The 24444-nt window shown below is 72.7% G+C and carries 22 protein-coding genes; 11 read left to right on the top strand and 11 right to left on the bottom strand.

The genetic code is table 11. The annotated features are described in order from the left end of the window. The first annotated feature begins 81 nt into the window (after positions 1 to 81). Positions 82 to 1461 carry a cysteine desulfurase/sulfurtransferase TusA family protein gene (locus ACIQHQ_RS04460; RefSeq protein ID WP_402609962.1) on the top strand — a complete coding sequence of 460 codons (1380 nt, stop codon included), beginning with the start codon at positions 82 to 84 and terminating at the stop codon, positions 1459 to 1461. A 61-nt stretch (positions 1462 to 1522) separates the two neighbouring features. Here ACIQHQ_RS04460 and ACIQHQ_RS04455 read toward each other — a convergent pair whose 3' ends face one another. Continuing rightward, positions 1523 to 2497 (bottom strand): carbohydrate kinase family protein, encoded by a 975-nt coding sequence (locus ACIQHQ_RS04455; RefSeq protein WP_402609960.1) that lies wholly within the window; start codon positions 2495 to 2497, stop codon positions 1523 to 1525. 132 nt (positions 2498 to 2629) lie between these two features. Here ACIQHQ_RS04455 and ACIQHQ_RS04450 point away from each other — a divergent pair, with 132 nt between their 5' ends. After that, positions 2630 to 2839 (top strand): hypothetical protein, encoded by a 210-nt coding sequence (locus tag ACIQHQ_RS04450; RefSeq protein WP_402609958.1) that lies wholly within the window; start codon positions 2630 to 2632, stop codon positions 2837 to 2839. Between the two features lie 530 nt (positions 2840 to 3369). Beyond that, positions 3370 to 5139, top strand: coding sequence for a hypothetical protein (locus ACIQHQ_RS04445; RefSeq protein WP_402610622.1), 1770 nt, complete (start codon positions 3370 to 3372; stop codon positions 5137 to 5139). A gap of 91 nt (positions 5140 to 5230) precedes the next feature. Here the strand turns inward: ACIQHQ_RS04445 and ACIQHQ_RS04440 are convergent, their stop codons facing one another. Further along, on the bottom strand, positions 5231 to 5587 hold the full coding sequence (locus tag ACIQHQ_RS04440) for an iron-sulfur cluster assembly accessory protein (RefSeq protein ID WP_031109243.1): 357 nt from the start codon (positions 5585 to 5587) through the stop codon (positions 5231 to 5233). Between the two features lie 283 nt (positions 5588 to 5870). On the opposite strand from ACIQHQ_RS04440, the gene nadA reads away from it, so the two are divergent. Beyond that, positions 5871 to 7055, top strand: a complete 1185-nt coding sequence (gene nadA / locus ACIQHQ_RS04435) for a quinolinate synthase NadA (RefSeq protein ID WP_402609956.1) — start codon at positions 5871 to 5873, stop codon at positions 7053 to 7055. Between the two features lie 18 nt (positions 7056 to 7073). Here the strand turns inward: nadA and ACIQHQ_RS04430 are convergent, their stop codons facing one another. The 6 genes from ACIQHQ_RS04430 to ACIQHQ_RS04405 form a co-directional block, all read right to left on the bottom strand. Then, a complete protein-coding gene (locus ACIQHQ_RS04430; protein ID WP_402609954.1) occupies positions 7074 to 9302 on the bottom strand; it encodes a protein kinase in 2229 nt (742 codons plus the stop codon). A gap of 168 nt (positions 9303 to 9470) precedes the next feature. Continuing rightward, positions 9471 to 12593: an efflux RND transporter permease subunit gene (locus tag ACIQHQ_RS04425; protein ID WP_402609952.1), complete on the bottom strand. Its 3123-nt coding sequence runs from the start codon at positions 12591 to 12593 to the stop codon at positions 9471 to 9473. Between the two features lie 160 nt (positions 12594 to 12753). Beyond that, on the bottom strand, positions 12754 to 13437 hold the full coding sequence (locus tag ACIQHQ_RS04420) for a response regulator (RefSeq protein ID WP_402609950.1): 684 nt from the start codon (positions 13435 to 13437) through the stop codon (positions 12754 to 12756). Then, positions 13434 to 14654: a sensor histidine kinase gene (locus ACIQHQ_RS04415; protein WP_402609948.1), complete on the bottom strand. Its 1221-nt coding sequence runs from the start codon at positions 14652 to 14654 to the stop codon at positions 13434 to 13436. Before ACIQHQ_RS04415 ends, ACIQHQ_RS04420 begins: the two co-directional genes overlap by 4 nt. 71 nt (positions 14655 to 14725) lie before the next feature. Continuing rightward, on the bottom strand, positions 14726 to 15004 hold the full coding sequence (locus tag ACIQHQ_RS04410) for a hypothetical protein (RefSeq protein ID WP_402609946.1): 279 nt from the start codon (positions 15002 to 15004) through the stop codon (positions 14726 to 14728). Positions 15005 to 15027: 23 nt separating this feature from the next. Next, positions 15028 to 15813, bottom strand: a complete 786-nt coding sequence (locus ACIQHQ_RS04405; RefSeq protein WP_402609944.1) for a PspA/IM30 family protein — start codon at positions 15811 to 15813, stop codon at positions 15028 to 15030. A gap of 317 nt (positions 15814 to 16130) precedes the next feature. Here ACIQHQ_RS04405 and ACIQHQ_RS04400 point away from each other — a divergent pair, with 317 nt between their 5' ends. After that, a complete protein-coding gene (locus tag ACIQHQ_RS04400) occupies positions 16131 to 16730 on the top strand; it encodes a DUF3043 domain-containing protein (RefSeq protein ID WP_390980369.1) in 600 nt (199 codons plus the stop codon). A gap of 83 nt (positions 16731 to 16813) precedes the next feature. After that, positions 16814 to 17515 carry a methyltransferase domain-containing protein gene (locus ACIQHQ_RS04395; RefSeq protein ID WP_390980371.1) on the top strand — a complete coding sequence of 234 codons (702 nt, stop codon included), beginning with the start codon at positions 16814 to 16816 and terminating at the stop codon, positions 17513 to 17515. A gap of 55 nt (positions 17516 to 17570) precedes the next feature. On the opposite strand, the gene ACIQHQ_RS04390 is transcribed toward ACIQHQ_RS04395, so the two are convergent. Further along, positions 17571 to 17783, bottom strand: a complete 213-nt coding sequence (locus tag ACIQHQ_RS04390; RefSeq protein WP_352115922.1) for a hypothetical protein — start codon at positions 17781 to 17783, stop codon at positions 17571 to 17573. A 221-nt stretch (positions 17784 to 18004) separates the two neighbouring features. Here ACIQHQ_RS04390 and ACIQHQ_RS04385 point away from each other — a divergent pair, with 221 nt between their 5' ends. Beyond that, on the top strand, positions 18005 to 19204 hold the full coding sequence (locus tag ACIQHQ_RS04385; protein ID WP_402609941.1) for a bifunctional adenosylcobinamide kinase/adenosylcobinamide-phosphate guanylyltransferase: 1200 nt from the start codon (positions 18005 to 18007) through the stop codon (positions 19202 to 19204). Positions 19205 to 19232: 28 nt separating this feature from the next. On the opposite strand, the gene ACIQHQ_RS04380 is transcribed toward ACIQHQ_RS04385, so the two are convergent. After that, complete coding sequence (locus ACIQHQ_RS04380) at positions 19233 to 20279, bottom strand: class I SAM-dependent methyltransferase (protein ID WP_402610621.1); 1047 nt, start codon at positions 20277 to 20279, stop codon at positions 19233 to 19235. 184 nt (positions 20280 to 20463) lie between these two features. Here ACIQHQ_RS04380 and cobT point away from each other — a divergent pair, with 184 nt between their 5' ends. Then, complete coding sequence (gene cobT, locus ACIQHQ_RS04375; protein ID WP_402609939.1) at positions 20464 to 21591, top strand: nicotinate-nucleotide--dimethylbenzimidazole phosphoribosyltransferase; 1128 nt, start codon at positions 20464 to 20466, stop codon at positions 21589 to 21591. A gap of 134 nt (positions 21592 to 21725) precedes the next feature. Next, complete coding sequence (locus ACIQHQ_RS04370) at positions 21726 to 22424, top strand: hypothetical protein (protein ID WP_402609937.1); 699 nt, start codon at positions 21726 to 21728, stop codon at positions 22422 to 22424. On the opposite strand, the gene ACIQHQ_RS04365 is transcribed toward ACIQHQ_RS04370, so the two are convergent. Further along, positions 22364 to 23128, bottom strand: coding sequence for a hypothetical protein (locus ACIQHQ_RS04365; protein ID WP_402609934.1), 765 nt, complete (start codon positions 23126 to 23128; stop codon positions 22364 to 22366). The genes ACIQHQ_RS04370 and ACIQHQ_RS04365 overlap by 61 nt on opposite strands. Positions 23129 to 23188: 60 nt before the next feature. Here ACIQHQ_RS04365 and ACIQHQ_RS04360 point away from each other — a divergent pair, with 60 nt between their 5' ends. Further along, positions 23189 to 23971 (top strand): adenosylcobinamide-GDP ribazoletransferase, encoded by a 783-nt coding sequence (locus ACIQHQ_RS04360; protein WP_402609932.1) that lies wholly within the window; start codon positions 23189 to 23191, stop codon positions 23969 to 23971. A 190-nt stretch (positions 23972 to 24161) separates the two neighbouring features. Then, a complete protein-coding gene (locus ACIQHQ_RS04355; RefSeq protein WP_402609930.1) occupies positions 24162 to 24353 on the top strand; it encodes a hypothetical protein in 192 nt (63 codons plus the stop codon). The last annotated feature ends 91 nt before the right edge of the window (positions 24354 to 24444 follow it).

Below are 24444 nucleotides of genomic sequence, written 5' to 3'. Positions count from 1 at the left end.
CTGCGGGTGGTTTGTGGCTGTTCGCGCAGTTCCCCGGGCCCCAGAGGTTCGCTGTCCCCGGGGACGTTCTAGCGTTGCCGTGTGGCCTACTTCGACGCTGCTTCCGCTGCTCCGCTGCATCCGATCGCCCGGCAGGCTCTGCTGGCCTCGCTCGACGAGGGGTGGGCGGATCCCGCACGTCTGTACAGGGAGGGGCGGCGCGCCCGGGTGCTGTTGGACGCGGCACGGGAGAGTGCCGCCGAGGCGGTGGGATGCCGGCCGGACGAGCTGACCTTCACCTCGTCCGGAACCCGTGCCGTGCACACGGGGATTGCCGGGGCGCTGGCCGGGCGGCGGCGGGTCGGGCGTCACCTGATCGTGTCCGCGGTCGAACACTCCTCTGTACTGCATTCGGCGGAGCTCCTCGAGGCGGCCGGAGGGAGCGTCACCCAGGTCGGGGTGGACCGCACCGGGTCGGCGGATCCGGCGGCCTACGCGGCTGCCCTGCGCGAGGACACCGCGCTGGCCTGTCTCCAGTCCGCCAATCACGAGGTCGGGACCGAGCAGCCCGTCGCGGCGGTGGCCGAGGTGTGCCGGGAGGCCGGGGTGCCGTTGCTGGTGGACGCGGCGCAGTCGCTGGGGTGGGGGCCGGTGGAAGGGGACTGGTCACTGCTCGCGGCCAGTGCGCACAAGTGGGGCGGGCCGTCCGGGGTCGGGCTGCTCGTCGTGCGCAAGGGTGTGCGGTTCGCGGCGCAAGGGCCGGTGGACGAGCGGGAGTCGGGGCGGGCACCCGGTTTCGAGAACATCCCGGCGATCGTGGCGGCGGCCGCGTCGCTGCGGGCCGTACGGGCGGAGGCGGCCGAGGAGGCGGCGCGGCTGCGGGAGCTGACGGAACGGATCCGGGCACGGGTGCCGCGGCTGGTCCCCGACGTCGAGGTGGTGGGGCATCCGGTGCGCAGGCTGCCCGGGGTCGTCACCTTCTCCTGCCTGTACGTCGACGGCGAGGCGCTCCTGCACGAACTGGACCGCGAGGATTTCTCCGTCTCGTCCGGATCGTCCTGCACGAGCAGCACGCTGACGCCGAGCCATGTGCTGCGGGCCATGGGCGTGCTGAGTGAGGGGAACGTGCGGGTTTCGCTGCCGCCGGGCGCTGCCGAGGAGGAAGTGGAGAGGTTCCTGGCCGTCCTTCCCGGGACCGTGGCGGCGGTCCGGGAGAAGCTGGGCGCGCCGGCCGCCTCCGTGGTCGCCCGCGAGGAGGACGTCCTGGTCGTGGATTCCCTCGGCAAACGCTGCCCGATTCCGGTGATCGAGCTGGCGAAGGTCATCGGCGATGTGCCGGTGGGCGCTCTGGTGCGGGTGCTGTCGGACGACGAGGCGGCCCGGCTGGACATTCCCGCGTGGTGCGAGATGCGCGGTCAGGAGTACGTCGGGGAGGAGCCGGCGGACCGGGGGACCGCCTATCTGGTCCGCCGGGTGGGCTGACCGGCCCGACGGGGCGCGGGGGACTGCGCGACCGGCCCCCGCGCCCACGAACGGACGACGATCAGGAAAGATGCGCCTGCACTTCCGCCGCCGCCTCGTCCCCGTAGGCCTTGGTGAACCGCTCCATGAAGTGCCCGCGCCGCAGCTGGTACTCCTGCGTCCCCACCGTCTCGATGACGAGCGTCGCCAGCATGCACCCGACCTGCGCGGCGCGCTCCAGGGAGACGCTCCACGCCAGACCCGAGAGGAAACCGGCGCGGAAGGCGTCGCCGACACCCGTGGGGTCGGCCTTGCGCTCCTCGTCGGGCGTGCCGACCTCGATCGGGTCATCGCCGGTCCGCTCGATGCGTACGCCGCGCGCGCCGAGGGTGGTGACCCGGTGGCCCACCCGGGACAGGATCTCGGCGTCGCTCCAGCCGGTCTTGGTCTCGATGAGGCCCTTCTCGTACTCGTTGGAGAAGAGGTACGTCGCCCCGTCCAGCAGGATGCGGATCTCCTCGCCGTCCATCCGGGCGATCTGCTGGGAGAAGTCAGCGGCGAACGGGATGTTCCGGGAGCGGCACTCCTCGGTGTGGCGGAGCATGGCCTCCGGGTCGTCGGCACCGATGGAGACGAGGTCGAGACCGCCGACGCGGTCGGAGACGGTCTTGAGCTCGATGAGGCGGGCCTCGCTCATGGCGCCGGTGTAGAAGGAGCCGATCTGGTTGTGGTCGGCGTCGGTCGTGCACACGAAGCGGGCGGTGTGCAGTGTGTCGGAGATGCGGACGGAGTCGGTGTCGACGCCGTGCCGCTCCAGCCAGGCGCGGTACTCGTCGAAGTCCGCGCCCGCGGCGCCGACCAGGATCGGCCGGGTGCCGAGCTGTCCCATGCCGAACGCGATGTTCGCGGCGACGCCGCCGCGGCGGACGTCGAGCTTGTCGACCAGGAACGACAGCGAGACCGTGTGCAGCTGGTCCGCTACGAGCTGGTCGGCGAAGCGGCCGGGGAAGGTCATGAGGTGGTCGGTGGCGATGGAGCCGGAGACTGCGATGCGCACGGCGTGGACTCTCCTGAGGGAGGCGGACCTTGACGGTTCACGCTATCGGGTGGGCGGGGCGGCTCTGAAGGAATCGAAACTACCCGATAGTAGATCTTTCTCCGTGAGCTCGACCGTGCCTACGGTGCCGCTATGACGAACCTCAAGGTCCACGTGGCCGCTCCGGTCGACCTGGAAGGCGAACTGGCGTCGCTGCCGGGTGACGGGGCACGGATGGCTCCGCACTGGGCGGTCCCCGACCGGGTCGCCTCGCGGCCGGTCTCCCCGGCCCTGATCCACGGCGTGTCCGTACCCCCGGCGTCCGCACGGCTGCTCGACGCCATGGAGGACTACGGCGACTGAACGGCGCATCAGCGGGAACCGTGTGCTCCCCCGCTGCGTCCCATCGCTGTCCCCCGTAAAGGGGAGGCGGGATACGACCCACCAGCGGGCCCGTAGGTGACGGGCCGGGTCCCATGGGACAGCTGTGCAGCCGAAGGAGCGATGCGGTGAACACCGAGCGACCCGACAACGACGACGACGCCAGGGAAGCGGGCGGCGCGACCGCCGGCGCCCGGGAGGCCGAGCGGCCGGGTCCGGCGCACGCCGGAACCTCGGCGCGGGCCGAGGCGTCGGCCGAAGCCGAGGTGTCGCCGGGTACCGCCGGGTTCGACGAGGACGCCGGGGACGCCGGGGCGGCCGAGTCCTCCGGCGCCCCCGGTGACGGGGAGCGGGCTGCTGAGGCCAAGCCGGCGGAGGGCGACGAGGCCGAGGCGGCGGCCCCGGCGGCCGTCGAGCACGGCGGGCCGGAAGCCGCACGGACGGATGAGCGTGGTGCGCCGGAAGCCGCACAGGCCGACGAGCACCGTGCGCCGGAAGCCGCTCAGCCGGACGTGCCCGACGACCGGCAGGCCGACGACCGGCAGGCCGACGACGGGCGGACCCCGGCGACCGGGGGCCGGGAAGCCGCTGCCGAGTCGGCCCCGGATCGCGAGCCCGCCTCCGAAGGCGCGGGCGCCGAGGAGGCCCACCCCGCCCCGGCACCGGAGCCGTCCGGCGACGCCGCCCCGGACGACGCCGGCACTCGGAGAACCCGCCCCGGCACCACCCCGCGACCGGCCCACGACGCCGCCGCGGACGACACCGGCGCCGGGACAGCCCACCCCCGTGCCGCCGCGGCGCCGGGTGGCGGCCTCCCCCGCGACGAGGAGGATCTGTTCCACCACGCGGGTGGCCGCCCCCGCACGCCCGCGATCATCGCCTCCGTCGCCGCCGCCGTGCTGCTGATCGGCGGGGGCGGAGCCTGGCTCGCCTCCACCGCGTCCGGTGGGGCGGGTGGCGGTACGACGCCCGGTGCGCCCGGTGGGGACGGCACTCCCCCGCCGCTCGCACTCGACGGGCACTCGGAGTCCACGACGGACGGCCGGAACGGCATCGCGCCCGGCGAGCCCAACCCCTACGGCGCCACGTACCGGGCCGACGGCGCCCTGCCGGACGGTCCGGGCAAGGCGCCGGTGTACCGGGCGCGGGGCGAGGTGAGCAAGGAGGACGTGGCCCGGCTGGCGAAGGCCCTCGGGGTCGAGGGGACGCCGAGGGCGCAGGGCGAGGCCTGGAGGATCGGGGGTCAGGACGGGTCCGGGCCGAGCCTCCAGGTGAACAGGCAGGCGCCGGGGACCTGGACGTTCAGCCGTTACGCCCCGGGCACCGACAACTGCAAGGGCACCGACACCTGTACCGCCCCGCGGTCCGGGGGCTCACCGGTGAGCGAGGAGGTGGCCGAGAAGGCCGCCGCGCCCGTGCTGAAGGCCGTGGGCCAGGACGACGCGAAGCTCGACGCGAGCCAGGTCACGGGGGCCCAGCGGGTGGTGAACGCCGCACCCGAGGTCGGCGGACTGCCCACGCACGGCTGGGCCACCGGGATCACCGTCGGCTCGGACGGGGAGGTCGTCGGCGGCAGCGGTCAGCTCAAGACGCCGGTGAAGGGCGACACCTACCCCGTGGTCGGCGCCGAGAAGGCGCTGGAGCTGATGAACGGGCAGCCGAAGAACGATCACCGGATGGGCATCGGCGGCTGCGCCAGTCCCGTGCCGCTCGAGGACCGCCGGGAGCAGCCCTGCGAGCAGCCGGCGAGCGGCGCCGGGAAGCAGGACGCGGTCACGGTCGAGAACGCGGTGTTCGGGCTGGCCGCGCACGTCGTGGACGGACGGCAGGCACTGGTGCCGTCCTGGCTGTTCGAGGTGACGGCACCGGGCGCGAAGGACCCGTTCACCGTGACGTACCCGGCGGTGGAGCCGAAGTACCTGGTCTCCCCGGAGACGGAGACGGACGGGCCCGGTGACCGGCCGACGTCGGCTCCCGGTCCTCGCGAGGTGAAGGTGGACGGCTACCGGGCCGAGGGCTCGGAGCTGACGGTGACCTTCACGGGCGGGGTGTGCGCCGACTACGACGTGAAGGCGAGCGAGAAGGGCGACGAGGTAACGGTCACGGTGACGTCGACCCCGTGGCAGGGCAAGGTCTGCATCATGATCGCCAAGCAGTTCCAGAAGACCGTGCAGCTGGACGAGCCGCTCGGTGACCGGGCCGTGGTGAACGCGGACGGCAAGGCGGTCCCGCTGGCCAAGGAGGGCGCGCGGCTGCCGGCTCCCCCGACGCGGGAGCGGTAGGAACGGGCGTACAGCACGAGGCGGCGACCCCCTCGCAAGGGGGGTCGCCGCCTTCGTCGTGTGCGCGGCCGCCTGGGGCGGCTCGGCAGGCTCAGCTGAAGGAGTCGCCGCAGGCGCAGGAGCCCGTCGCGTTCGGGTTGTCGATCGTGAAGCCCTGCTTCTCGATGGTGTCCACGAAGTCGATCGTGGCACCGCCCAGGTACGGGGCGCTCATGCGGTCGGTGACGACCTTCACACCGCCGAAGTCCTTCTCCACGTCGCCGTCGAGGGCGCGCTCGTCGAAGAAGAGCTGGTAGCGCAGACCGGAGCAGCCGCCGGGCTGGACGGCGACGCGCAGCGCGAGGTCTTCGCGGCCTTCCTGGTCGAGCAGCGCCTTGACCTTGGACGCGGCGGCGTCGGTCAGGATGATGCCGTCGGTGACGGTGCTGGTCTCGTCCGATACGGACATCTACATCTCTCCCGGGTTGTACGGAGACTGCTTGCCGACGGTTCCAACCGGCGGGGCCCCGGATTCATTCCGGAGCCGGGCGCTCGATCTCGGCTCCTTTTCATGCTCGCACACGCACCGGGAACCGGAAAACGGCTCTTTCCGGGTCTTCCCGGGAATGAACGGCGCCTCACCGGGATTCACGTCACACCGACGCTATGGCCATCGGCAAAGTGACGTGAAGCGGTTATGATAGATAGCGTCAAATCGACGAAAAGTCGCAGAAACAGAAAGGGTGCGTGTCGTGACCACCGCCCAGACCCAGGACCTCGACGTACAGCCGACGCCCCTCGCCCTGCTGCTCCTCGGCCGTGAGGCCGACCCGAAGAGTGAGCGCGGTGTGGAGTGTCCCGGCGACCTGCCCTCGCCGTCCGACCCGGACCTGGTGGAGCGCGCCCGCAAGGCGAAGGAGAAGCTCGGGGACAAGGTGTTCGTGCTCGGCCACCACTACCAGCGCGACGAGGTCATCCAGTTCGCCGACGTGACCGGCGACTCGTTCAAGCTGGCCCGGGACGCGGCCGCCCGCCCGGAGGCCGAGTACATCGTCTTCTGCGGCGTGCACTTCATGGCGGAGTCGGCGGACATCCTGACGTCCGACGACCAGAAGGTCGTGCTGCCCGACCTCGCCGCCGGCTGCTCGATGGCCGACATGGCGACGGCCGAGCAGGTCGCCGAATGCTGGGACGTGCTGACCGAGGCCGGCATAGCCGAGCAGGTCGTACCCGTCTCGTACATGAACTCCTCCGCCGACATCAAGGCGTTCACGGGCAAGCACGGCGGCACGATCTGCACCTCGTCCAACGCCAAGCGCGCCCTGAACTGGGCCTTCGAGCAGGGCGAGAAGGTCCTCTTCCTCCCGGACCAGCACCTGGGCCGCAACACCGCCGTGCGGGACATGGGCATGTCCCTGGAGGACTGCGTCCTCTACAACCCGCACAAGCCGAACGGCGGTCTGACGGCCGAAGAGCTGCGCGCGGCCAAGATGATCCTGTGGCGCGGCCACTGCTCGGTGCACGGCCGCTTCAGCCTGGACTCGGTGAACGACGTGCGCGAGCGCATCCCGGGGGTGAACGTCCTGGTCCACCCCGAGTGCCGGCACGAGGTCGTGGCCGCGGCGGACTACGTCGGCTCGACGGAGTACATCATCAAGGCCCTGGAGGCCGCGCCGGCCGGTTCCAAGTGGGCCATCGGCACGGAGCTGAACCTGGTCCGCCGGCTGGCGAACCGTTTCGCGCCCGAGGGCAAGGAGATCGTCTTCCTCGACAAGACGGTCTGCTTCTGCTCGACCATGAACCGCATCGACCTCCCCCACCTCGTCTGGGCCCTGGAGTCCTTGGCCGAGGGCAACCTCGTCAACCGCATCCAGGTGGACAAGGAGACGGAGGCCTTCGCGAAGCTGGCCCTGGAGCGGATGCTGGCCCTGCCGTAGCCGTCGCCCTGCCCCACGTCACCCCGAGCGCGGTTTCCGCTCGGGGTGCGCGGGGTCGAGGCTGAAGACGCTGCCACCGGGAGTGGCCGCGACCAGGGCGCCTTCCAGGAGCCGCACCGGGGTGGCGCCCCAGTTGGTGGCGTTGCTCTGGGCCCGCGGCTGCGTCTCCCACAGCAGCGTGCCCTTCTTCGCGTCGAGCGCCCCGACGCGGCCGCTGGCACTGGCGAGGTACACGGCGCGGGTCCGCGGGTCGTACGTCGCCTCGCCCGGCTGTTCCAGGCTGGTCGGGGTCTGCCACAGCGGTCGGCCCGTGCGGGCCGACACGGCGGTGACCCGTCCGCTGGAGGTGGCGAACCACAGAGTGCCGTCCGCCAGTGCCACCTCGCCCTCGTACTTCTCGGCCAGCTTCGTCGTGCTCTGCGCACCTGTGCCGGGGTCCACCAGCCGGATTCCCGCATACGGCGCGTCCTGCCCCATGAGGATGTTCCCGTCCTCGTCCCGAGTCGGGTCAAGGAACAGGAGCCGGCCCTCGAAGGCGCCGAGCAGCCCGGCCCCGATCGGGACGCTCAGCCGGCGCGCCGGGCCGTCGGCCGGGTGCAGTGCCATGACGAGACCGTCCTCCCCTCCCTCCTCCGGGCCGCACTGCAGGTACAGCTTCCGGGTGACCTCCGTGATCCCGCAGGCGTGCTTCGCGGGCAGCCGTTCCGTCCAGCGCGCGGCGCCGGTGCGGGCCGAGCGGGCCGTGACCGAGGTGCCGTCGCCCTCCGGGATGACGACGATGCCGCCGGAGAAGGCCACCTCAGACCACTCGTCGTTCACCTCGCGGTCCCAGAGCCGGTCACCGGTCCCGGTGTCGAACGCGAAGACCCGGGTCGTGCCTTCACCCGGGGGTTCCTGCCGCACCAGGACCGTGTCGTCCCAGAAGGCGAGGATCACGAACCTGGAGAAGTCGTCGCCGGTGACGGACGCCGCCGGGCCCGCGCGCCAGACGGTCTCGCCCGTCTTCCCGTCCAGGCGGACGGGGAGGATCCCGTCGCCCGCGCAGTAGACGGCCCCCTCGTACGCCCGGCACTCCGGCCCGCCCCGCGACCCGCCGGCCTGCGGCTGCTGCGCCTTCCGCACACCGCGCCCGGCCGTCTCGTACACGGTCGTCTGCCAGGGCTTCCAGCCGGCCGGCGGTGCCGCCCACCGGGAGTTCGCGGACGGTGAGGTGCCCGGCCGGTCGGTGCTCCGCGCCCAGCCGGGGCCGAGCGTCAGATAGGCCGTCAGGCCGAGGACGACGGCGCCGACCGTGCCCGTCGCTGCGAGCAGCGGGCGGACACGACGGCGGGGGCGGGTGGCGCCCGGCGGGTCGGCCACGGTCGCGGGGTGGAGGGGCTCGACGGCCGGGAGCCTGTTCGCGCGAAGCGGCATGGTGGCCGGGTCGCCGTCCGCCGGCGCGGGCAGGACGGCCACCAGCTCCCGGGCCAGTTCGTCGAGTCCGGGCCGGTCCGCGGGCTCCTTGGACAGGCAGCGCCCCAGCAGCCCGCGCAGCGGCGCGCCGACGCCGTCCAGCACGGGTTCGTCGTGCACCACCCGGTACGCCGTCAGATAGGGGCTGTCCGCGTCGAAGGGGCCGCGTCCGGTGACGGCGTACACCAGCAGTGCCCCGAGTGAGAAGACGTCCGACGCCGGGCCGACCGTGCGGGCGTCGACGAGCTGTTCGGGGGACATGAAAGGTGGTGTGCCGATCATCTGGCCGGTTTCGGTCAGCGTCTGGTGGTTCTCCGCCGCGCGGGAGATGCCGAAGTCGATGACACGCGGGCCGTCTTCGGCCAGCAGGACGTTGGCCGGCTTCAGGTCCCGGTGCACCACCCCTGCCCGGTGGATGTCGCGCAGGGCCTCCACCAGGCCCAGGGCCAGACCGCGCAGTTCGGCGTCCGGAAGGGCGCCCTGGTCGCGGATCCGCCGGGCGAGTGAGGGCCCGGGCACGTACTGGGTGGCCATCCAGGGCCGGGCCGCCTCGGGGTCCGCGTCCAGGACCGGTGCCGTGAAGGCTCCGCTGACCTTGCGGACCGCCGCGATCTCCTGCCGGAACCGGGCGCGGAAGACGGGGTCCGCCGCGTACTGGGCGTGCACGACCTTGATGGCCACGTCACGGCCCGAACGCGCCCTGGCCCGGTAGACGACGCCCATCCCCCCGGCCCCGAGCCGGTCGAGCAGCCGGTAACCGCCGACCGACTTCGGGTCGTCGCTGTGCAGCGGCACGCCTGAATCCCCTTAACGCGTAAAGCAGTTCGAGGCCACAGGATACGGAACGCACACGCGGGCGGGGGGGGCCCCGCCCCCGGGGGGGGGGGGGCCCCCCCCCCCCGGGGGGGGGGGCGCCCCCCCGGGGGGGGGGGGGGGGGCCCCCCCCGCCGCCGGGTCAGGCCGTCACACGTTCGCGGGCTCCGGCTCCTCCGCGTCCGCCCGCTCGGCGGGCAGGCCCTTCTTCTCCGCGCGCTTCTTCGCCCGGCGCTCCTTGCGGAGCTCGACCATCGCGTAGAGCGTCGGCACCAGCAGCAGGGTGAGCAGCGTCGACGTCACCAGGCCGCCGATCACGACCACGGCCAGCGGCTGGGCGATGAAGCCGCCCTCACCGGTGATGCCGAGGGCCATGGGCAGCAGGGCGAAAATGGTCGCCAGGGCGGTCATGAGGATCGGACGCAGCCGGTGCCGACCGCCCTCGATCACGGCCTCGACGACGCCGTGGCCCTGCTTGCGGTACTGGTTGATCAGGTCGATCAGCACGATCGCGTTCGTCACCACGATGCCGATCAGCATCAGCATGCCGATCATGGCCGGGACGCCCATCGGGGTGCCGGTGGCGATCAGGAGGCCGATCGCGCCGGTGGCGGCGAACGGGATGGAGACGAGCAGGATCAGTGGCTGGATCAGGGACCGGAAGGTGCCCACCAGCAGCATGAACACGATCGCGATGGCCGCCAGCATCGCCAGGCCCAGGTTGGCGAACGCCTCGTCCTGGTCCTCGGAGACGCCGCCGATGGACGCCGTGGCGCCGTCCGGGAGCTTCAGCGCGTTGATCTTGGACTGAAGCTGGGCGCTGACCGCGCCGGTGTTGTCGCCGGCCGGCTTCGCGGTGATGGTGGCCGCGCGCTGCCCGTCGATGCGGGTCATGGAGACCGGCCCGTCGACCAGCTTGACGGTGGCGATGTCGCCGAGCTTCACCGTGCCGCCCAGGCGCAGGTCCCGAAGCTGCTTCAGGGTCGTGGCGGGCTTCGCCGAGCGGATGACGACGTCGCGCTCGGTGTCGTCCAGGACCGCCTTGGCCACGGTGGTGCCGCGGACGGCCTGGGCGACGGCCGCACCGAGGGTCTGGTCGTCGAAACCGGCCGCGGCCGCCTCGTCGTTGGCCCTGACCGAGATGCGCGGCACGCTGGTCGCCAGGTCGCTGGAGACGTCCGTGACGTCGTCGAGGGAGGCGACCGCCTTGCGGACCTCCTCGGCGGACGTGCGCAGGACGTCGGCGTCGGCGGCCTTCACGACCACGCTGAGGTCCTGGCTGGCGAAGCCGTCACCGGCGGCGACCGTGGTCGTGCCGATGCCCTTCAGGCCCGCCAGACCCTTCTCGATGCTGCTCTGGACGTCCTCGTAGGACGCCGAGTCGTCCAGCATCACCTGGTACGAGGCCTGGTTGCTGTCCGTGCCGCCGCCGAAGGCCGCCATGAAGCCGGACGAGCCGACGGTGACCTGGTAGTCCTTCACGCCCTCGGTGGCGGCGAGCAGCTGCTCGACCTTCTTCGCCCGGGCGTCGGTCGCGGCCAGGCTGGTGCCGGGCTTCAGTTCCTGCTTGACGGTGAGGACTTCCTGCTCGCCCTGGTCGAAGAAGTTCGTCTTCAGCAGCGGCGCCATGCCGAACGTGCCGGCCAGGACGACGACGGCGATGGCCACGCTGGTGAGTCGGCGGCGGGTCGCGAAGCGCAGGACGGGGACGTAGATGCGCTGGAGGCGGCTCCTGGCCTCCTTCTCCTCGGCCAGCCGACGTGCCTCGGCCGCGTCCTCGGGGGTGCCCTTCGGGGGCCGCAGGAACCAGTACGACAGGACCGGCACGACCGTCAGGGAGACGAGGAGGGACGCCAGCAGGGCGGCCGTCACGGTCAGGCTGAACGAGCCGAACAGCTCGCCCACCATGCCGCCGACCAGGCCGATCGGCAGGAACACCGCGACCGTGGTGAGCGTCGAGGACGTCACCGCGCCGGCCACCTCGCGGACGGCGTTGAGGATGGCCGAGTGACGCTCCTCGCCGTAGCCGAGGTGACGCTTGATGTTCTCCAGGACCACGATCGAGTCGTCGACGACCCGGCCGATGGCGATGGTCAGGGCGCCCAGCGTGAGGACGTTCAGCGACAGGTCGCGCGTCCACAGCACGATCAGGGCGAGCACCACGGACAGCGGGATGGACACCGCGGTCACGACCGTCGAGCGGATCGAGGCCAGGAAGACCAGGATCACCAGGACCGCGAAGAGCAGACCGAGCGCGCCTTCGGTGGTCAGGCCCTTGATGGACTTCGACACGGCCGGACCCTGGTCGCTGACGACCGTGAGGGTCGCGCCGGAACCGAGGTCCTTGCGCAGGTCGGGCAGCTTGTCCCGGACGGCGTCGGAGATGGCGACCGCGCTGCCGTCGCGGTCCATGGTGACGGCGACGGAGAGGCTGGGCTTGCCGTCGGTGCGGGTGATGGAGTCGGCCGTGGCCTCCTGCTGCTTCACCGTGGCGACGTCACCGAGCCGCACCGGCTTGCCCTTGGCGCCGGGCTCGCCCGTCACCATCAGGTCCTGGATCTGCTTCAGCGAGGTGAGACCGCCGCCGACCTGGACCGTGCGGTTGGCGCCGCCCTCGTCGAAGGAGCCGGCCGGGACGGTCGCGCCGCCGGCCTGGAGCGCCTGGGAGAGGGACTGCGAGGTCAGACCCGCCCTGGCGAGCTTGGCGTCGTCGGGCGTAACGGTGACCTGGACGTCCCGGACACCGTCGACGGTGACCTGGCCGACGCCGTCGATGCTCTTCAGGTCCGGCACGACGGTCTTGTCGACCTGGTCGGCCAGGGCCTGCTGGTCCCGGCCGGAGGTGACGGCGAGGACGACGGTCGGGATGTCGTCCGTGGAACCGGCGACGACCTGCGGGTCGACGTCGTCCGGGAGCTGGACGCGGGCCCGGTTGACGGCCTGCTGTACGTCGGCGACCAACTGCTCGGTGTCATTGCCGTAGTCGAAGGACGCCATGATCACGGCGTTGCCCTCGCTGGCGGTGGAGGTGACGCCGCTGATGCCGTCGACGGCTTCGAGGGTGTCCTCGATCGGTTCGACGACCTGCTTCTCGACCACGTCCGGTGACGCGCCCTGGTACGGGGCCAGCACCGACACCATGGGCAGTTCGATGGTGGGCAGCAGCTGCTGCTTGAGCTGGGGTATCGCGATCGCCCCGAAGACGAGCGCGATGATCGACATCAGCCCGATCAAGGCCCGTTGCGCGAGGCTGAACCTGGACAGCCAGGACATGGGTGAGGGTCTCTCTCCTGTTTGGCGGCAGAAGCGGCAGCGGACGCGCAGATGAGCGCCCGCCCCTACACCCTGAGCCATGGGGGAACCGGGTTTCGTAGGCCCCAGGTCCATTTCCTTATGCGGCGCATACTCCCGCCGCAGTACGCCCGGGTCGATCTCACTCCACCCTTGGACGGACCAGGCCGGATTCGTACGCGGTGACCACCAGCTGGGCCCGGTCCCGGGCGCCCAGCTTCGCCATGGCCCGGTTGACGTGCGTCTTCACCGTCAGCGGGCTGACTTCGAGGCGCTCGGCGATCTCGTCGTTGGAGTGCCCGCCGGCGACCTGCACGAGCACTTCGCGCTCCCGGACGGTGAGCGAGTCGAGCCGTTGGCCGCGGGCCGGGTCGCGCTCGTCGTCGGCCGGGTCCTGCGTGGCGAGGAACCGGGCGATCAGGCCCGTGGTGGCCGCCGGGGAGAGCAGCGCCTGGCCGCCGGCCGCGATACGGATGGCATTCAGCAGTTCCTCGGGCTCGGCGCCCTTCCCGAGGAAGCCGGACGCTCCCGCGCGCAGCGACTGCACGACGTAGTCGTCGACCTCGAACGTCGTCAGGATCACCACCCGGACCTCGGCGAGGTCGGGGTCGGCGCTGATCATGCGGGTCGCGGCGAGGCCGTCGGTGCCGGGCATGCGGATGTCCATCAGGACGACGTCCGCGCGCCGCTCCTTCGTCAGCCGCACCGCCTCGGCGCCCTCGGAGGCCTCACCGACCACCTCCATGTCGGGCTCGGAGTCGACGAGCACGCGAAACGCGCTGCGCAGCAGCGCCTGGTCGTCGGCGAGCAGGACACGGATGGTCATGCGGGGTCCTCCTCGATGGGTGTGCGGTTCTTGACCGGCAGGATGGCATGGACGCGGAAGCCGCCGCCGTAGCGGGGACCGGTGGTGAGGGTGCCGCGCAGGGCGCTGACGCGCTCGCGCATGCCGAGCAGTCCGTGGCCGCCGCCGCTGTGCTGGGTCTCGTTCCCGCCGCTGCCGTCGTCGAGCACGGTGATCTCGATGTTCGGTCCGACGCGTACGACGCTGACCTCCGCCTTGGCCCGGGGCCCGGCGTGCTTCTGCACGTTGGTGAGGGCCTCCTGGATGATCCGGTAGGCGGCCAGGTCGACGGCCGCGGGGAGGGTGGTGCCCTGGTCGGCGCGGGCGACCTCGATGTGCAGGCCGGCACTGCGGAAGGTGCCGGTGAGGTCGTCGAGGCGGTCCAGGCCCGGTGCGGGTTCGGTCGGGGCCTCCGGGTCGCCGGACTGCCGCAGCAGGCCGACGGTGGCGCGGAGCTCGTTGAGCGCGGAGCGGCTGGCCTCGCGGACGTGTGCGAGGGCCTCCTTTGCCTGGTCGGGGCGCTTGTCCATGACATGGGCGGCGACTCCGGCCTGGACGTTGACCAGGGCGATGTGGTGCGCGACGACGTCGTGCAGGTCCCGGGCGATGCGCAGGCGCTCCTCGGCCACCCGGCGGCGGGCCTCCTCCTCGCGGGTGCGCTCGGCCCGTTCGGCGCGCTCCCGGATGGCCCGGACGAAGGCGCGGCGGCTGCGGACGGCGTCGCCGGCGGTGGCGCCGATACCGGTCCAGGCGAAGATCGCGAGATTCTCCTGGGCGTACCAGGGCAGGGAGCCGGCCGACATGGCGGCGCCGGTCAGCACGGTCATGGTGAGCAGGCCGACGCGCCAGGTGGTGGGGCGGTCGGTGGTGGAGGCGACGGTGTACAGGGCGACGACGGCGGACATCGCGACGGGGGCGCGGGGGTCGCCGGTGACCGACTCGACCACGGAGACGGTGCCGGTGAGGGCGAGGACCGTCATCGGAGCCCGGCGGCGGAAGACCAGGGCGGCGGCGCCGAGGGCCATGAGGACGAGGCTGAGGGAGTCGGGGGTGCGCAGCGCCCAGCTGACGCTGTCCCGGTGCCGGGGCTCCACGAACGAGCCGGCGACCATGCAGATCAGGACGGCCGCGGCCAGGACCGCGTCCATGGCCAGGGGATGCGCCTTGGCCCGGCATCGGGCCCGCGCGAGAGTGCTCACGGCTGTTCACGGTAGCCGGGCCGGGGGCCGCGCCCCCAGCCCCTCCTCGGCCCGACCATGGGGTGCGGCACTCAGCCCGGGATCAGACCGTCGTCGCTCAGGAGTTCCCTGACGTCCTCCAGCGTGGCGTCCGGAGACGGCAGGATCAGTTCCGAAGGTTCCAGAAAGTCGTCGGGCAGGGGGTCGCCCAGGTCCCGGACCCTGGCCAGGAGGGCCTGGAGGGTGCGGCGGAAGCCGGGGCCGTCGCCGTTCTCCATCTCCGCCAGGAGTTCGTCGTCCAGCCGGTTCAGCTCGGCGAGGTGGCCGTCGGCCAGTCTCACCTGGCCCTCCCCCATGATCCGTACGATCATGTCGCCCTCCTAGGCGTGGACCCCTACTGCTTGTCGAAGCGCGGTGTGTCCTGCGGCTGCTGCGGGGCCTGCTGCTGGCTCGTGCCACCTTCGAGGGCCTGCTGCCCGCTGCCCGAGCCTCCGGCCAGTTCGGCCTTCATGCGCTGCAGTTCCAGCTCTACATCCGTACCACCGGAGAGCCGGTCCAGCTCGGCCTGGATGTCGTCCTTGTGCATGCCGGAGGGGTCGTCGAGGGCGCCGGAGGCGAGCAGTTCGTCGATCGCGCCGGCGCGGGCCTGGAGCTGGGCCGTCTTGTCCTCGGCGCGCTGAATGGCCAGGCCGACGTCGCCCATCTCCTCGGAGATGCCGGAGAAGGCCTCGCCGATCCGGGTCTGCGCCTGGGCCGCGGTGTACGTCGCCTTGATCGTCTCCTTCTTCGTGCGGAAGGCGTCGACCTTGGCCTGGAGCCGCTGGGCCGCGAGGGTGAGTTTCTCCTCCTCGCCCTGGAGCGTCGCGTGCTGGGTCTCCAGGTCGGTCACCTGCTGCTGGAGCGCGGCCCGGCGGGAGAGCGCCTCGCGGGCCAGGTCCTCACGGCCCAGCGCGAGCGCCTTGCGGCCCTGGTCCTCCAGCTTGCCCGACTGCGACTGCAACTGGTTCAGCTGGAGTTCCAGACGCTTGCGGGAGGTCGCCACGTCGGCGACGCCGCGGCGGACCTTCTGCAGCAGCTCCAGCTGCTTCTGATACGAGTAGTCGAGGGTCTCGCGCGGGTCCTCGGCCCGGTCCAGGGCCTTGTTCGCCTTCGCGCGGAAGATCATCCCCATACGCTTCATGACACCGCTCATGGGCTTCGCGCGCCCCCTTCTGACCGACTCCGGCAGCTGCTCCTGCGACAGAACCCACAGTACGGGCCCTGCATCCATTACCGCACTGTTCGGGGACGGATGCGCTCATCCCCAAGGACGACTGCGTACGCTCCCGCTCCGGCGCAGGGAGTAGGTGATCCCCGGGGCCACCGGAGCCGTACACCCCGGGAAAGGTCCGGAGGCGTATGCAACGTCCCCTCTGTCCCCTTAGTGACGACTGGTGTTGCCGGATCGTTCCCCACGGGAGTGGGGTCCATGCCCAAAAGCCCTTACCCTTGGGTTTTGTGTTCCGTAGCCGTGCGAAGGATGAGAAGGCCCAGGACGCCGACAAGGCGCCGGTGACCGACTCCAGTCAGCCCCGTCACCCCGAGGCCCCCAAGGGCCGCCCCACGCCCAAGCGCAGCCAGGCCCAGTCCTCGCGTCGCAGCGTGGCCAACACGTCGATGACGCGCAAGGAGGCCGCCAAGCGACAGCGCGAGGAGCGCCGTGCCGCGATGGAGCGGCAGCGCCAGGCGCTGGCGAGCGGCGACGAGCGGTATCTGCCCGCGCGCGACAAGGGACCGGTCCGCCGGTTCGCGCGCGACTTCGTCGACTCGCGGTTCAACATCGCGGAGTTCTTCCTGCCGATGGCCGTGGTCATCCTCGTGCTGAGCATGGTGCGGGTGGGCGCGCTGCAGAACATCGCCCTGCTGCTGTGGCTCGTGGTGATCGTGCTGATCGTGCTCGACTCGTTCGTCACGTCCTTCCGTCTGAAGAAGCAGCTGAACGAGCGCTTCGCGGGTGACAACAAGCGCGGCGCCGTCGCCTACGCCCTGATGCGCTCCCTCCAGATGCGCCGGCTCCGGCTGCCGAAGCCGCAGGTCAAGCGTGGAGAGCGGCCCTGACCACGACGCCGTTCTCCGGGGGTGCGGCGCAGGCCTGGCTGGACAGGCTGGGCGGGCTGCGCGATGTCGTCCGGCAGGAGCTGGTGGCCCGCCAGCTGGACGAGCAGATAGTCGGCCGGTTCCCGGTCGGTCAGCGCCTGCGGGTGCTCGACGTGGGGATGGGCCAGGGCACGCAGGCGCTGCGGCTGGCCCGGGCCGGGCACCAGGTGACCGGTCTGGAGCAGGACTCGACGATGGTGGCCGCGGCCCGGGAGTCCCTGGCCGGGGAACCGGAGGGTATCCGGGAGCGGATGCGCATCATCGAGGGCGACGGCCGGGACACCGGAGTGCACTTCCTGCCCGGCAGTTTCGACGTGGTGCTGTGCCACGGCGTCCTGATGTACGTCGAGGAGCCGGACCCGCTGCTGGCGGGTCTCGCCCGGATGCTCGCGCCGGGCGGGCTGCTGTCCCTGCTCGTGCGCAACGGTGACGCGCTCGCCTTCCGGCCGGGCCTGTCCGGTGACTGGCCGGGGGCCCTGGCCGCCTTCGACACGGTGTCCTACCGCAACCGGCTGGGGCTCGACGTGCGCGCGGACCGGCTGAAGGACCTGACGTCGACGCTCGCGGGGATCGGGGCGCCGCTGCACGCCTGGTACGGGGTGCGGGTGTTCACCGACACGGCGGCGGACGGCGCGGAGGTCCCGGCCGACGTGGAGACGCTGCTCGCGGTGGAGGAGAAGGCCGGGCGGACGGATCCGTACCGCGGGGTGGCCGCGCTGCTGCACCTGTGTGGCGTGCGCGGCTGACACACGGACGACGCGCACGAGGGATGGGCGGGGACCGTCGGCCCCCGCCCGGGGCTCACGCCTCGGCCGCGTGCAGGCTCATCGGCCCGTAGATCTCCGCGGCGTCCTCGAACAGCCGCACCTGGTCGGCACCGCCCTCCTGGAGGGCCTTCCAGTGCTCTCCGATCCAGGACTCGGCGTCCCCCTGGGTGGGGAACTCCTCCGGCGGCACCGCGGGCTGGACCTCCGTCCCGTCGGTCTTCTCGAACCGCCACGTCCATGCCGCCATGTACGCCTCCCATGTGTGTGAGCACACTGCACAGCGAAAAGCCGGATCTTGGTCCGGCTCCCGCCCCGAGCCTATGCGCTCCGCCGGGTGTCCCGTCACAGGACTGCGGGTGACCGGTTGCGCGCGGGTTGTCACCCCCGCCTCCCGTCCGTGCTCGCGCGGGGGCTCCATCCGGGGTGCCAGGCGCGCAGGAGCCGGGCGGGCAGGCGAAAATCGGTGCCGTGGAACTCACTCTGCTCGGCACCGGCGCCCCCGAGGGCCTCCCCCGCCCCGACTGTCCCTGCGCGGCCTGTGCGGCCGCCCTCGGCCCGCACGCGCGGGCGGCCACCGCGCTGCTCCTGGACGGAGCTCTGCTGCTCGACCTGACACCGGGCGCGGCGTTCGCGGCGGCGCGGGCGGGCCGTTCCCTGACCGGCGTACGGCAGGTGCTGCTGTCGCATCCGCACGACGGGCCGGCGGTGGAGGTGCCCGCGGGGCTGCCGCAGCCGGGACGGGTGCCGGACGGGCGGGAGTTGACGCTGCTGACGGGGCACCGGGTGCGGGCGGTGGCGCTGGACGCGCCGGGCACGGGGTACGCGGTGACCGGGCCGGAAGGGCAGCGGCTGCTGTATCTGCCGCCGGGTGGGGCGCTCGCGGGCCTGGAGGCACCGGCCGAGTCCTACGACATGGTCCTGGCGGACGTCGTGGGCCGGCCGGACGCACTGGCGAAACTGCGGGCGGTGGGGGCGGTCGGGCCGACGACCGATGTGGTCGCCGTCCACCTCGACCACGACGTGCCGCCCGGCCCCGAGCTCGGGCGGCGGCTCGCGGCGGCCGGGGCGCGGGCCGTACCGGACGGGGTGACGCTGGCGGTGGGTGCCTACGAGGACGTGCCGGACGTGCCGCGGCGGACGCTGGTGCTGGGCGGGGCGCGGTCGGGCAAGTCGGTGGAGGCGGAGCGGAGGCTGGAGGCCTTCCCGGACGTGCTGTACGTGGCGACGGGCGGCTCGCGCAACGGTGACACCGAGTGGTCCTCGCGGGTGGCGGCGCACCGGGACCGGCGGCCGGGGTCGTGGCAGACGGTCGAGACCTGCGATCTGGTGCCGCTCCTGGAGGCCGAGGGGCCGCCTGTCCTCATCGACTGTCTGTCGCTGTGGCTGACCGACGCGATGGATGCCGCCGGGGCGTGGGACGACGCGGTGTGGGCGGAGCGCGGGGAGAAGGTGCTGCGGGAACGGGTGCGGGAGCTCACGGAGGCGGTGCGGTCCACCCGGCGGACCGTGGTGGCCGTGTCGAACGAGGTGGGCTCGGGAATCGTGCCGGCTACGGCGTCGGGGCGGCGGTACCGGGATGAACTCGGGCGGCTGAACGCGGGGTTCGCCGACGAGTGCGAGCACGTGCTGCTGGTGGTGGCGGGGCAGGCCGTGGTGCTGCGGGACTGACGAGGGCCACGGCTGTGCCCCCGGGCGGCTACGGGGTTTTGCGGGCGATCACCCGGTAGGTGTTCGCGCAGCGCGTGCGGCGGGCCACCGGTGCCAGGAGCAGGTCCGCCACCGCCGCCAGGGCCACCAGCGGGATGCCCGCGCGGAGCAGAACCGTACGGGCGTGCCGGTGGACGAGGTGCGGGGGGATCGCCCGCCAGGGGGTGTCCGGGGCCGGCAGGGCGTGGGAGAGGGCCAGGGACATGGCGCCCGCGAGGTCGTGGGGGACGTGCACCGGGCGGTGGTCGAGTGTCAGGACCGTGCAGCCGGCCGCCTCCAGTTCCGCCCGGAGGTTGGGCGGGGGGATCAGGTGGAGGTGGCGGGGCTGGTCGTGGGCGAGCCACCAGCGGCCCAGGAGGACGGAGAAGAGGCTGCGGGGGTCCAGGGTCTCCAGCAGCAGGTGGCCGCCGGGGCGCAGGACGGACAGGGCCGCGTGGAGTTCCGCTCGGGGGTCCGGGGTGCCCTCCAGGTGGTGGAGCATGCTGACCACGTCGTAGCGAGCGCGCAGGGGGGCGGCGATCCGAGGGTCCGTCAGGCTGCCGACGTGGGCCTCCTCGACGCGGTCGGCCGAGCGGGCGCAGACCACGCGCGGGGTGGGGTCCAGGCCGTCGAAGGCCGTGTACGGGAAGAAGCGCCGGGCCGTGGCCGGGAAGCGGGCGTACCCCGTCCCCACGTCGAGCCAGCTCTCCGGCTCACCGAAGCGCAGCATCGCGCGGGCCGCCGAGCGGTGGCGGCGGGGACTCGCGCGCAGGGCCAGGAGGCCGTCGCTCGCCGGGTCCCTGGGCGCCCCGCGCACGGTCCGGTGATAGAGGGCCAGGCCCTCCGCGGTGAGACGGGGGTTCTGGAAGGTGTGGCCGCAGTCGCGGCACGCGTCGACGGTGAAGTTGCCGGGCTTGTACTGCCGCAGGTCACCGGTGCGCAGCCGGTTGCGCAGCCGGGCGGAGCCGCACCAGGGGCAGTCCTCCCGGCGCGGTTCGTGGACCCGAGTGGTCGCCTGCGGGGCGGAGGGCGCTGAGGGGGCGGGGTGTGCGGGCATGGGCGGCTCCCGGGCGCGGCGGCGTACGGCAAGGACGTACGGCGGGGACGCCGCACGAGCCACGTACGACAATCCTCTGCAAAACGGAACGTATGGGATGCCGATCTCAGGTGCAACGACGTCGCCTCGACGGAGTGGTGATGTGGCGCCGTGCCGTTCGGCCGGTGCCGGTACTGTTCGGCGAATGAGCTCGCTTAATCTCGACGACTTCACCGATCTGATCGAGCGTCCGGACGGCGGGATCCGCCGTGACGCCGAGGCGCGCCGGGAGCGACAGGTCGTGCCCCCCGGATCGCTGGGGCGCCTCGACGAGCTGGGTGAGTGGCTGGCGGCGGCGCAGTCAGCCGTGCCGGTGCGGCCGGTGGAACAACCGCGGGTGGTGCTCTTCGCCGGTGACCACGGCATCGCCGAGCTGGGCGTCTCGGCCCGGCCGGCGGGTGGCGCCGGGGAGTTGGTGCGCGAGGTGCTGGAGGGCGGCCGGCCGGTGTCGGTGCTGGCCCGGCGGATGGGCGTGCCGGTGCGGGTGGTGGACATGGCCCTGGACTGCGACCCCGATTCGCTGCCCGAGGCCGTCGTACGGCACCGGGTGCGGCGCGGCAGCGGGCGGATCGACATCGAGGACGCGCTGACTCCGGAGGAGGCCGAGGCGGCGTTCCGGGCCGGGGTCGCGGTGGCCGACGAGGAGGCCGACTCGGGCACGGACCTGGTGGTGCTCGGTGATGTGAGCGTCGGCGGGACGACGGTGGCGGGGGTGCTGGTCGCGGCGCTGTGCGGGGTCGACGCGTCGGTCGTCACCGGGCGGGGCGGGCTGGCGATCGACGACCTGGCGTGGATGCGCAAGTGCGCGGCGATCCGGGACGCGCTGCGCCGGGCGCGGCCTGTGCTCGGGGATCAGTTGCAGCTGCTGGCCGCGGTGGGCGGAGCGGACGTCGCCGCGATGACGGGCTTCCTGCTGCAGAGCGCGGTGCGCAAGCTGCCCGTGGTGCTGGACGGGGTCGTGACGGCCGCGTGCGCACTGGTCGGACAGCGGATCGCGTTCCGGGCACCGGACTGGTGGCTGGCCGCGCACGACAGCGGGGAGCCCGGACAGGCGAAGGCACTGGACCGGATGGCCCTGGAGCCGCTGCTGTCCCATGGAGTGACCGTCGGCGAGGGCGCGGGCGGTCTGCTGGCGCTGCCGCTCGTGCAGGCCGCGGCCGCGCTGGCGGCGGAGCTGCCGGAGAAGCCGAAGGAGTCCGAGGAGCCGGCCGGGCCGGCGGTGTCCGAGGCGTCCGAGGCGTCCGAGGCGCCCGAGGCGGCTGCCGGGCAGTAACACCCCCGAGATCCAGGTCACTCACGCCTGGCTCAACGTCGTCCCGTTCCGGTCGGTCTTGGAACGTGGTGTCGGTTTGACTGAGTCGCAGACACCCTCAGACGTATCCCCGCACGGACGAGGACGACCGCCGGATGACCACGCTCGCCCGCTGGGCCCGCGCAGAGTGGGGTGCTCTGTTCGCCACGGTGCGCGGGCCGCTGGCCGAGCGGCGGTGGTGTGCCGTGCCGATGGCGGTCACGGCGGTGTGTCTCACGGCCCTGCTGCACCTCGTGCACCACCAGGCGTGGGGCTATCGGTTCGTGCAGGACGTGGGCGGTGTGCGGGCCGCTGACCCGTTGTGGGCGGCGCTGCTGCGGACGCCGCTGTCGCTGTTCGTGCCGGCGCTGGATCTGCCGGTGTGGGGCGCGCTCGCGCAGATCCTGCTGGTGTTCGGCCTCGCGGAGCTGTGTCTGGGCTGGTGGCGGACCCTCGTCATCGCCTACGTCGCCACGCTCGCGGGCACGCTGTACGCGCGTCTGGGCATCTGGCTCGGTCCGGGCTCGCCGCTGGGTCTGCCCGCCTCGGACCGGTGGGTGGTGGACGCCGGGCCGTCGGCGGCGGTGGTGGGTCTGGCCGTCTTCCTCGGGTGGCGCTACCGCGCCTGGGTCACCGCCTCGGTGGTGGTCGTGGCGATGGTGGTCGAAGTGGCACTGAAGGAGAACCTCGCGGGCAAGGAGCACCTCGCGGCGATCGTGGCGGTGCTGGTGCTGTGCGCGGTCGTCGAGCCGCGTCAGCGGCGTTCGAGGGACCGGGCCGGTTCGGGGTCGGGCGCGCCGCCGATCCAGTCCTGAAAGGTGCGCCGGGGGCCGGCCCAGCGGCGGTCGTGGTGGTAGGCCCGCAGGCCGGACTTGGCCCGGGCACGGGGCCGGTTCCGGTAGAACCGCTTGGCCCACGGGGAGGTGGGGCGGGCCAGCCGTACGGCGCCGATCAGGGCCACGAGGGGAACGATCAAACCCAGGACGGCGATGCGGACCTTGCCTTTGAACAGGGCGATCAGGGCGAACGCGAAGTTCACGAGGACGTTCGCGAGGACGACGGCGCGGTTCTGCTGCTGGTCCTCGTCGAGGTCGTTGACGCCCAGCGGCGAGAAGCCGATCAGGAGCAGGCCGACGAGGGAGGCGGTGAGGATGACCATCTCCACGCTCTTGCGGCCGTCCGGGGTCCAGTAGACGTCGGCGAGATGCAGAACCAGGGCGAATTCGTCGAGGACGAGGCCCGCACCGATGCCGAAGATCACCGCGGCCAGCGCCGAGCCGAAGCCGTACTGGCCGCCGGCGACCGCGCCGAAGCCGCCGATGATCGTCAGGATGACCCCGGGAACCACGTGGTGCACGTGGACACCGCCGCTGCCGCTGATGTTGCGGAAGGGGCCCTTGCCCGCCCGGATGAGACGGGTGATACCCCGGGTGATCACGAAGGTCAGGACGAAGGAGACGAGAGCGAGAAGCAGCGGCAGCTTGCCGGGTTCCATGATGTTTCGCTCGAACCATCCCATATGCGAACCTTATCCTCGGCTGCCGTTCGCGCTCTTCTGACCGGCCGGTAGCCTGCGCCGGTGCCCCGTACCTCGCCCCTCGACGGCCTCCGCTTCGCCTTCGGCACCCTCACGGTGATCCCGGTCCGGGTGACCCGATGGGACCGGGAGGCCGCGCGCGGCGGCATGCTGTGCGCTCCGCTGGCCGGGCTGGCGGTGGGGGCGGCGGCCGCCCTGCTCGGGCTGGTGCTGCTGTCCCTGGGCGCGGGGGCGCCGCTCGCCGCCGTGGCGACCGTCGCCGTGCCGGCCGTGCTCACGCGCGGGCTGCATCTCGACGGGCTCGCGGACACCGCCGACGGACTGGGCAGCGGGAAGCCCGCCGAGGACGCGCTGCGGATCATGAAGCAGTCGGACATCGGGCCGTTCGGGGTCATCACCCTCGTCCTCGCCCTGCTCGCGCAGGCCGCCGCGCTCGCCCAGGCGTACGAGGCCTCCTGGGCCCGGGGCGCGTCCGCCGCCGTCGTCGCCGCGACACTCGCCCGGCTGGCCCTGACCCTCGCGGCCCGGGCCGGGGTGCCGGCGGCACGGCCGGAGGGGCTGGGGGCGGCGGTCGCCGGTGTGGTGCCGCTGTGGCGGGCGGTGATCACCGCCGTGGCCGTCGCGGGGGCCGCCGCGGCGGCCGGGGCCCTCCTCGGGCCGTACGACGCGGCCCGCGGCGTGCTCGCGGTCGTGGTTTCCCTGGCCGCCGCCGAGACGCTGCTGCGCCACTGCGTCCGCCGCTTCGGCGGGGTCACGGGAGACGTCTTCGGCGGTCTGGCGGAGACGGCGGCGACCACGGCGCTGGTCGTTCTGTCACTGGGCTGAAAATGTTTCCTCGCCCCTCTCCTGCACGGGCCGCTCAGCCGCCGGCTTCCCGCCCCGGCCGGGCCGGCCGCACGATCGGCACGGCCCGACCGGGCTGAACGTCACCCCGTACCTCCCGCGCAGGCTCAGGGCGGCACGCCGGGCCGCGGTCACCACCGCCGCGGACGTCGCCGTGTACGCCGTGGGGTGCGTGCTGCTGACGGAGGGTCAGGCCGTGCCGTCGGTGCTGGTGTCGGCGGTCGCGGTGGTGCTGTTCCTGCCGAACGCGCTGCCGGTTGTCACCCCTGGCCGCCGGTCCCTCGCCGACCGGATCGCGGGCACGGCGGTCACCGGGATCGGGTTCGGCAGGCCCGTCGCCACACCCCTGGCTCGTTTTCCTTGAGCAGCGAACTGAGCTGCCCCCACGGATGATCTCCGGTCCCCGGCACCGCGCAGTGCACCGCCGCGCCCCGCGCCCGGGCAGGGCACGGTAC

Source organism: Streptomyces sp. NPDC092370 (assembly GCF_044755265.1).
Taxonomy (GTDB): Bacteria; Actinomycetota; Actinomycetes; order Streptomycetales; family Streptomycetaceae; genus Streptomyces.
The sequence above is the reverse complement of the archived record's forward strand: the minus strand, read 5'-3'. Positions and strand labels throughout refer to the sequence as shown.

Coding starts and splice junctions, on each gene's coding strand:
- ACIQHQ_RS04440 (WP_031109243.1), bottom strand. CDS start 5,587: ATGTCCGTATCGGACGAGACCAGCACCGTCACCGACGGCATCATCCTG.
- ACIQHQ_RS04410 (WP_402609946.1), bottom strand. CDS start 15,004: ATGATCGTACGGATCATGGGGGAGGGCCAGGTGAGACTGGCCGACGGC.
- ACIQHQ_RS04425 (WP_402609952.1), bottom strand. CDS start 12,593: ATGTCCTGGCTGTCCAGGTTCAGCCTCGCGCAACGGGCCTTGATCGGG.
- ACIQHQ_RS04365 (WP_402609934.1), bottom strand. CDS start 23,128: ATGGGATGGTTCGAGCGAAACATCATGGAACCCGGCAAGCTGCCGCTG.
- ACIQHQ_RS04450 (WP_402609958.1), top strand. CDS start 2,630: ATGACGAACCTCAAGGTCCACGTGGCCGCTCCGGTCGACCTGGAAGGC.
- ACIQHQ_RS04370 (WP_402609937.1), top strand. CDS start 21,726: ATGACCACGCTCGCCCGCTGGGCCCGCGCAGAGTGGGGTGCTCTGTTC.
- ACIQHQ_RS04420 (WP_402609950.1), bottom strand. CDS start 13,437: ATGACCATCCGTGTCCTGCTCGCCGACGACCAGGCGCTGCTGCGCAGC.
- ACIQHQ_RS04380 (WP_402610621.1), bottom strand. CDS start 20,279: ATGCCCGCACACCCCGCCCCCTCAGCGCCCTCCGCCCCGCAGGCGACC.
- cobT (WP_402609939.1), top strand. CDS start 20,464: ATGAGCTCGCTTAATCTCGACGACTTCACCGATCTGATCGAGCGTCCG.
- ACIQHQ_RS04405 (WP_402609944.1), bottom strand. CDS start 15,813: ATGAAGCGTATGGGGATGATCTTCCGCGCGAAGGCGAACAAGGCCCTG.
- ACIQHQ_RS04390 (WP_352115922.1), bottom strand. CDS start 17,783: ATGGCGGCATGGACGTGGCGGTTCGAGAAGACCGACGGGACGGAGGTC.